At 64.9% G+C, this 7949-nt stretch carries 6 protein-coding genes; 1 reads left to right on the top strand and 5 read right to left on the bottom strand.

Annotated features, from left to right (window positions below):
• The 5 genes from RUU78_RS06255 to coxB form a co-directional block, all read right to left on the bottom strand.
• The coding region (locus RUU78_RS06255; RefSeq protein ID WP_313914780.1) for a cytochrome c oxidase subunit 3 at positions 1-865 on the bottom strand (865 nt) is incomplete at its 3' end.
• Between the two features lie 28 nt (positions 866-893).
• Positions 894-1466 (bottom strand): cytochrome c oxidase assembly protein, encoded by a 573-nt coding sequence (locus tag RUU78_RS06250; RefSeq protein ID WP_313914778.1) that lies wholly within the window; start codon positions 1464-1466, stop codon positions 894-896.
• The gene (locus tag RUU78_RS06245) at positions 1463-1615 is read right to left on the bottom strand and encodes a hypothetical protein (protein WP_313914776.1); all 153 of its coding nucleotides are present in this window, start codon (positions 1613-1615) and stop codon (positions 1463-1465) included. Before RUU78_RS06245 ends, RUU78_RS06250 begins: the two co-directional genes overlap by 4 nt.
• A gap of 42 nt (positions 1616-1657) precedes the next feature.
• Positions 1658-3214: a cytochrome c oxidase subunit I gene (ctaD, locus tag RUU78_RS06240; RefSeq protein WP_313914790.1), complete on the bottom strand. Its 1557-nt coding sequence runs from the start codon at positions 3212-3214 to the stop codon at positions 1658-1660.
• A 94-nt stretch (positions 3215-3308) separates the two neighbouring features.
• Positions 3309-4154, bottom strand: a complete 846-nt coding sequence (gene coxB, locus RUU78_RS06235; RefSeq protein ID WP_313914788.1) for a cytochrome c oxidase subunit II — start codon at positions 4152-4154, stop codon at positions 3309-3311.
• Positions 4155-4731: 577 nt separating this feature from the next.
• Here coxB and putA point away from each other — a divergent pair.
• Positions 4732-7881, top strand: coding sequence for a bifunctional proline dehydrogenase/L-glutamate gamma-semialdehyde dehydrogenase PutA (gene putA, locus RUU78_RS06230; protein ID WP_313914774.1), 3150 nt, complete (start codon positions 4732-4734; stop codon positions 7879-7881).
• The last annotated feature ends 68 nt before the right edge of the window (positions 7882-7949 follow it).

Below are 7949 nucleotides of genomic sequence, written 5' to 3'. Positions count from 1 at the left end.
AAACGAACATGAAAAGACCTAGCCACACCACGTCGACGAAGTGCCAGTACCAGGCGACGGCTTCGAAAGCGAAGTGGTTGTCCTTGGTGAAATGGCCCTTGAGGCAACGGAACCAGATCACGGCAAGCATGATGGTGCCGAGCGTGACGTGAAGACCGTGAAAACCCGTCAGCATGAAGAATGTGGAGCCGTACACGCCGGAACCCAGGGTCAGGTTCAGATGCTGGTAGGCCTCGATGTATTCCTCGGCCTGGTAGAACAGGAAGATCGCGCCGAGCAGGACGGTCAGGCCCAGGAACACGAGCAGCTGCTTGCGATGGCCGGCGCGAAGGGCGTGGTGGGCGATCGTGATGGTCACGCCCGAGGTCAGCAGGATCAGCGTGTTGAGCAGCGGCACGCCCCAGGCCGGAATGGTCTGGAAGGCGCCGCCGATCGCGTCGGGGCCGTTGGTAGGCCAGGCGGCCGCGTAGCCCTGGTGCAGGTAGAAATTGGTCAGCGCGCCGTCGCCTTCGCCGCCGAGCCACGGAACCGAATACATGCGCGCGTAGAGCAGCGCCCCGAAGAACGCAGCGAAGAACATGATCTCGGAGAAGATGAACCACATCATCCCCATGCGGAACGACACGTCGACCTGCGCGTTGTACATGCCCTTGAGAGACTCGCGGATCACGTCGCCGAACCAGCCCCACATCATGAACAGCAGGATCGCGACACCGACATAGAACGCCGGCTTGCCCCAGCTCACTTCGTTGAGCCAGTTCGCCGCGCCGATCATGGTCGTGAACAGGCCTATCGTGCCGACCGCGGGCCACTTGCTGCCGTGCGGCACGTAGTAGATGTTCTTGCCTTCTGCTGCTGTCGCCATGGTGAGAAACCCCGGTTGGAACGCTGGATCAGGACGCCGGCGCGGCGGCCTGGTTGGATTCGGCCAGTTTCTTGGTCGCGATATCGTTCTCCAGGAACGTATAGGCGAGGGTCAAGGTACTGATGTCTTTGGGCAGGCGCGGGTCGACGATGAAGCGCACTGGCATGCGCTTGGTTTCGCCGGCCTTGAGCATCTGCTCGGTGAAGCAGAAACACTCGGTCTTGTTGAAATACAGCGAGGCCGAGTTCGGCGCGACGCTCGGCACGGCATTGCCGACGATGTCGCGCGCGGAAATGTTGGTCGCATCGAACCAGGCTTCGCTGAGCTGGCCCGGATGCACCTGCATGCTGACCTTTTCGGCGCTGAACGCCCAGGGCAGCGTGGACTTCGTGCTGGCGACGAACTGCACCGTGACGAGGCGCGATTCGTCGACCGTCATCGCCGCGGCTGCATCGGCGTCGACGGCGCCCTGCTCGAGCTTGATGCCGAGCACGTGCTCGCAGGCGATGTTGTACAGCGGTATCAGCGCGAAGCCGAAAGCAAAGAACCCGCCGGCGATGAGCCAGCCCTTCTTCTGCCAGACGCGATTGGCCGTGCTCACGATCCCGTCCCCGGAGTGCCCATCAGCAGCACGGCACGCACGAAGAAGCCGGCGTAGATCAGCGCGATCACGCCCGCGATGATCCAGGCCGTGCGGCGGACAGCCGCGCGGCGTTGGGTCGGGTCGAAGCGGGCGGGTTCGGTGCTCATGGTCGGTTCGGCGCGGCAGAGCTATCTGGCGCGCCTGGGTTCTCAGTGGGTCGGGTCGCCGTGGGCCAGATCCTGCGCACGGATCACGGGCGGCTCGGTGAAGGTGTGGTGGGGCGCCGGCGAGGGCACCGTCCATTCCAGGCCGTGCGCGCCTTCCCAGACCTGCGCAGTCGCGGTGGCGCCGTGCTTCTTCGAATGCCACAGGATCAGGAACATGAAGATCGGCGTCAGCAGCATGCCGAACGCGCCGATCGAGCTGACCAGGTTCCAGTCGGCGAACGCGACGTTGTAGTCCGGGATGCGGCGCGGCATGCCGGCCAACCCCAGGAAGTGCTGCGGGAAGAACAGCAGGTTGACGAACACGATGGTCCACCAGAAGTGGAACTTGCCCCATTTCTCGGAGTACATCTTGCCGGTCCACTTCGGCCACCAGAAGTACACCGCGGCGATGATCGAGAACAGTGCACCGGTCACGAGCACGTAGTGGAAGTGGGCGACGACGAAGTAGGTGTCGTGGTACTGGAAGTCGGCCGGCACGATCGCGAGCATCAGGCCCGAGAAACCGCCGATCGTGAACAGGATGACGAAGCCGACCGCCCAGAGCATGGGCGTCTCGAACGTCATCGAGCCCTTCCACATGGTCGAGACCCAGTTGAACACCTTCACGCCCGTGGGTACGGCGATCAGCATGGTCGCGTACATGAAGAACAGTTCGCCGCCGAGCGGCATGCCGACCGTGAACATGTGGTGGGCCCAGACGATGAAGCTCAGGAACGCGATCGACGCGGTCGCGTAGACCATGGCCTGGTAGCCGAACAGCGGCTTGCGCGAGAAGGTCGGGATGATTTCCGACACCACGCCGAAAGCCGGCAGGATCATGATGTAAACCTCGGGGTGGCCGAAGAACCAGAAGATGTGCTGGAACATCACCGGGTCGCCGCCACCGGCCGCGTTGAAGAAGCTCGTACCGAAGAACTTGTCGGTCAGCAGCATGGTGACCGCACCGGCCAGCACCGGCATCACGGCGATCAGCAGGAACGCGGTGATCAGCCAGGTCCACACGAACAGCGGCATCTTGAGCAGATCCATGCCCGGTGCGCGCATGTTGAGGATGGTCGCGATGATGTTGATCGCGCCCATGATCGAGCTGATGCCCATCATGTGGATCGCGAAGATCGCGAAGGCGACGGACGAGCCGCCCTGCAGCGACAGCGGCGGGTACAGCGTCCAGCCACCGGCCGGCGCGCCGCCCGGCAGGAACAGGGTCAGCAGCAACACGGTGAACGCGAACGGCATGATCCAGAAGGACCAGTTGTTCATGCGCGGCAGCGCCATGTCGGGCGCGCCGATCTGCAGCGGGATCATCCAGTTGCCCAGGCCGACGAAGGCCGGCATCACGCCGCCGAAGATCATGACCAGCGCATGCAACGTGGTCATCTGGTTGAAGAAGTACGGCTCGACGAGCTGCAGGCCCGGCGTCATCAGCTCGGCTCGGATCACGCCGGACATGGCGCCGCCGATGCAGAACATGATGAAAGCAAAGACGAGGTACAGCGTACCGATGTCCTTGTGGTTGGTCGTGAAGACCCACCGATTCATGAAGCCCTGCGGCTTGTGATCGTGGTCGTCGTGATGATCGGCGTGGTGACCGGCGGCGGCGTGCGTAGCCATGGATTCGACCTCGTACTGAGACTTAACCCTGCGGCGCGGCGGCGGGAGCCGGCGCGGCAGGAGCGGTAGCGGGAGCGGCGGCCGCCTGTTGCGCGGCGAGCCACTGGTCGAATTCGGCCTTGGGCCTGGCCTCGACGACAATGGGCATGAATCCGTGATCCTGGCCGCAGAGTTCGGCGCACTGGCCGCGATAGGTACCTGGCTGTTCGATCAGGGTCCAGGCATCGTTGATGATGTCGGGAATGGCGTCGGTCTTCCAACCCAGCGCCGGCACCCACCATGCGTGGATCACATCGTCGGCGGTGATGACGAAGCGGACCTTGGCATTCGTCGGCAGCACGAGCGGCTTGTCGACGTTGAGCAGGTAGGTCTGTTCATTGCCGACCTTGACCGCATGCGGGTCGAGGCCGGAGTTGAGCTGGCGCGCCTTGTCGCTTTCGGCATCGATCTTGGAGACGAAGTTCACGCCGGTGGGCTTGCCTTGGTAGTCGACGTATTCGTAGCGCCACTTCCACTGGTAGCCGGTGATCTTGACCGTCAGCACGGGATTGGACGTGTCGGCCTGCTTGACCAGGATCTGGGTCGCCGGCCAGGCCATGGCGATGAGGATGACGACTGGGATGACAGTCCAGATCACTTCGGCCTTCGTGTTGTGGCTCCACTGGGCCGCGACCGCGCCCTTGGACTTGCGGAACTTGAACATGGCGTAGGCCATGGCGCCGAACACGATGATGCCGATGACGACGCATACCCACAGCGCGATCATGTGCGCGTGGTAGGCGTTGTGCGCCGACTCGGTGACGCCCTTGCCCATGTTGAGCTGCCAGCGCGCCGGCATCGTCGAGGCGTGCACCATTCCCGTCGCCATCGCGAGCGCTGCCGCCGCGGCGGCTCGCCCGGTTCGCGTAGTTGCCAGAGACTTCATTGCCATCACCCTAAAGCCATCCCAGTCGTTGGGGCCGCCGCCGTCCGCGAGCCGGGACGTGACCCTGGAAAGGTCAACGCCAAGCTTGCGTCCGGCCACGCACCGAATGCCATTGTGCCGCCGATTCCCTGCCCGGCTGTGGGCCGCGCGGCACGCCGTCATGCCGCAGCGCAGGCCCGAGGGGTCGCGCAGGTCAGCGATGGGACGGGGCCGCAGGATATCGGCACTGTCGCAGGCTGAGGCGCCGGCGCCAGGCGCCGCGCCGGCAGCGAGCGCCAAGCGTAGAACCGCGAAATGATAGTGGCTAGGCCGGACACGGGCAAGGAAAGCAAAGCCACCGCAGAACGGCCTGACGATGACGCGACGCGCCCGAACCGTAGATGCTGCGGCGAATTGCCGCAGGAACGATACGGTCGCCATTGCGACGATATGACCTTGACCGGGTACCGGCACCCTCTAGAATCCCGCTTCTCCCTTGCCGGGCCCGCGCCAGGCCGGCATTCCATCACCGAGACCCTCCGTGAGTGCCGACATCCTGACACCCGAGTTGCCTGCGCCGGCTGACGCCGCGCGCGCGCGCATGACCGCCGCCTACTGCCGCGACGAGACCGAAGCGGTCAACGAACTCGTTGCCCAGGCCGCGCTGCCTCCGCCCGAGCGCGATCTCGTCCTGGCCCGAGCCAGCGAGATCGTCGCTCGCGTGCGCGCCAAGGCCGACCAGAAATCCGCGGTCGAATCCTTCATGCGCGAGTACGATCTTTCGTCCGAGGAAGGCGTGCTGCTGATGTGCGTCGCCGAGGCGCTGCTGCGCATTCCCGACAAGGAAACCGCCGACAAGCTGATCTCCGACAAACTCGGTGACGCGAACTGGGAATCGCACGTGGGCAAGAGCGATTCGGTGCTCGTCAACGCCGGCACCTGGGGCCTGATGCTGACCGGCAAGCTGGTCACGCTGGCCGACGAGACGCAGCGCAATTTCCTGGGCGCGCTCAAACGGCTGATCGGCCGCGCCGGCGAGCCGGTGATCCGCCTCGCCGTGCGCCAGGCCATGCGCATCATGGGCCACCAGTTCGTCATGGGCCGCACCATCAAGGAGGCCCTCGACCGCGCCGAGGAAAAGGAAAACCGCGTCTACCGTTATTCCTACGACATGCTCGGCGAAGGCGCACTGACCACACCCGACGGCGAGCGCTATCACCGCGCCTACATCGACGCGATCAAGGCGCTCGGCAATCGTGGGCCGTTCAATGACGTGCTGGATGCGCCGTCGATCTCGATCAAGCTGTCCGCTCTGCATCCGCGCTACGAAGTCGCCAAGCGCGAGCGTGTTTTCGCCGAGCTGCAGCCCAGGCTGCTGGAACTCGCCAAGCTCGCCAAGGCACAGGGCATCTGCCTGACCGTCGATGCCGAGGAATCCGAGCGCCTGGAAATCTCGCTCGACATCATTGCCGCGGTGCATGCGGATCCGTCGCTGGCCGGCTGGCAGGGCTTCGGCTTGGCCGTGCAGGCCTACCAGAAGCGCGCGCCGTTCGTGATCGACTGGCTCGCCGAAAGAGCCAAGGCCAACGGCCAGCGCTGGTGCGTGCGTCTGGTCAAGGGCGCGTACTGGGATTCCGAGGTCAAGCGCGCGCAGGAAAGCGGCCACGCCGGCTATCCGGTGTATACGCGCAAGCCGAATACCGACGTGTCGTACCTGGCCTGCGCACGCCGCCTGTTCGACTACGGCGACCTGTTCTATCCGGCCTTCGCCACGCACAACGCGCATACGATCGCCGCGATCCATCACATGGCCAAGGGGCGCCCGTTCGAGTTCCAGCGCCTGCACGGCATGGGTGCGGACCTCTACGCGGAGGTCATCGGCCCGCGCAACATGAACGCGCCGTGCCGCGTCTACGCACCGGTTGGTTCACATGAGGACCTGCTGCCGTATCTTGTGCGCCGCCTTCTGGAAAATGGCGCAAACACCAGTTTTGTAAACCGCATCGTCGACGAAAGCCTTTCGATCCGCGACCTCGTCGCCGATCCGGTCGATATCGTGCGCCATTTCACTACCAAGCCGCACCCGCGCATTCCACAGCCGGCCGGCCTGTTCGGGGAGCAACGGAAGAATTCCATGGGCGTCAATCTCGGTAACGACAACGAACTCAAGGCGCTCGCCGACGCGATCGCCGCCTCGCCGCAGACCTGGACGGCCAAACCGCTGATCCCAGGCGCGAACTTCTCTTCCGCCCTGATCACCGTGACCGACCCGGCCGATCGCCGCCGCACCGTCGGCAGCTGGCAGCCGGCCGATGCCGCGGCCGTCGACAAGGCGATCGCCAACGCCCTCGCGGCACAACCGGACTGGGATCGCACGCCGGCCGCCGGCCGTGCCAAGATCCTCGAGCACACCGCGGATCTGATGGAAACGCATCGCGGCGAACTCATCGCACTGTGCGTACGCGAAGCCGGCAAGACCATTCCGGACGCGATCGCGGAAGTACGCGAAGCGGTCGATTTCTGTCGCTACTACGCCGCACAGGCGCGCCGCATGCTCGCGCATCCGGACACGCTGCCGGGACCTACCGGCGAATCGAACCAGCTGTTCCTCAATGGCCGCGGCGTGTTTGTCGCGATCAGCCCCTGGAATTTTCCGCTCGCGATCTTCATGGGACAGGTCGTCGCCGCGCTGGTCACCGGCAATGCCGTGATCGCCAAGCCGGCCGAACAGACCAATCTCGTCGCGTTCCGCGCCACGCAACTGCTGCTCGACGCCGGCGTACCGTCCGGCGTGCTGCAGTTCGTACCCGGCGACGGCGCCACGGTCGGCGCGGCACTGTGCAGGGACCCGCGCGTCGCCGGCGTCGTGTTCACCGGTTCGACCGACACCGCACGTGCGATCAACCGCTCGCTCGCCGCGCGCGAAGCGGCGATCGCCGTACTGATCGCCGAAACCGGCGGCCAGAATGCGCTGATCGCCGATTCCTCGTCCTTGCCCGAGCAGGTCGTCAAGGACGCCGTCAGCAGCGCGTTCTACTCCGCCGGCCAGCGCTGTTCGTGCGCGCGCATCCTGTTCGTGCAGGAAGACATCGCCGAGAAGGTCATCCACATGCTCGCCGGTGCCATGGACGAGCTCAAGGTCGGCGAACCGCGGCTGCTGTCCACCGACATCGGACCGGTCATCGACGAGGACGCGAAGAAGATCCTCGAGGACCATGCCGCGCGCATGGACAAGGAAGCGAAGTTGATCAAGGTCGCCACACTCGGCGCTGGCAGCGAACACGGCACCTTCTTCGCGCCGCGCGCCTACGAGATCGCCTCGCTCGACCAGCTCAAGCGCGAAGTATTCGGACCTGTGCTGCACGTGCTGCGCTGGAAGGCGTCGGAACTCGGCAAGGTCATCGATCAGATCAACGCTACCGGCTACGGCCTGACGCTCGGCGTGCACAGCCGCATCGATTCGACGATCGAGCAGATTTCCAGAAGTGTCAAAGTGGGCAACTGTTACGTCAACCGCAACCAGATCGGCGCGGTCGTCGGCGTGCAGCCCTTCGGCGGCGAAGGCCTGTCCGGCACCGGCCCCAAGGCCGGCGGCCCTCACTACCTCGCGCGCTTCGTCACCGAACGCACGCTGACGATCAACACCACGGCGGCCGGCGGCAACGCCTCGCTGCTGACGCTGGGCGAGTAATCGGCGGCGGAGGCGCCAGCCTTGCATGGGCGGCGCCTCCGCGGAAATGCTTGCAACACAAACGCCAG

It is taken from the genome of Tahibacter sp. (assembly GCF_032229445.1).
In the GTDB taxonomy this organism is placed as follows: domain Bacteria; phylum Pseudomonadota; class Gammaproteobacteria; order Xanthomonadales; family Rhodanobacteraceae; genus Tahibacter.
The sequence above is the reverse complement of the archived record's forward strand: the minus strand, read 5'-3'. Positions and strand labels throughout refer to the sequence as shown.

Coding starts and splice junctions, on each gene's coding strand:
- RUU78_RS06245 (WP_313914776.1), bottom strand. CDS start 1,615: ATGAGCACCGAACCCGCCCGCTTCGACCCGACCCAACGCCGCGCGGCT.
- ctaD (WP_313914790.1), bottom strand. CDS start 3,214: ATGAATCGGTGGGTCTTCACGACCAACCACAAGGACATCGGTACGCTG.
- coxB (WP_313914788.1), bottom strand. CDS start 4,154: ATGGCGACGGGAATGGTGCACGCCTCGACGATGCCGGCGCGCTGGCAG.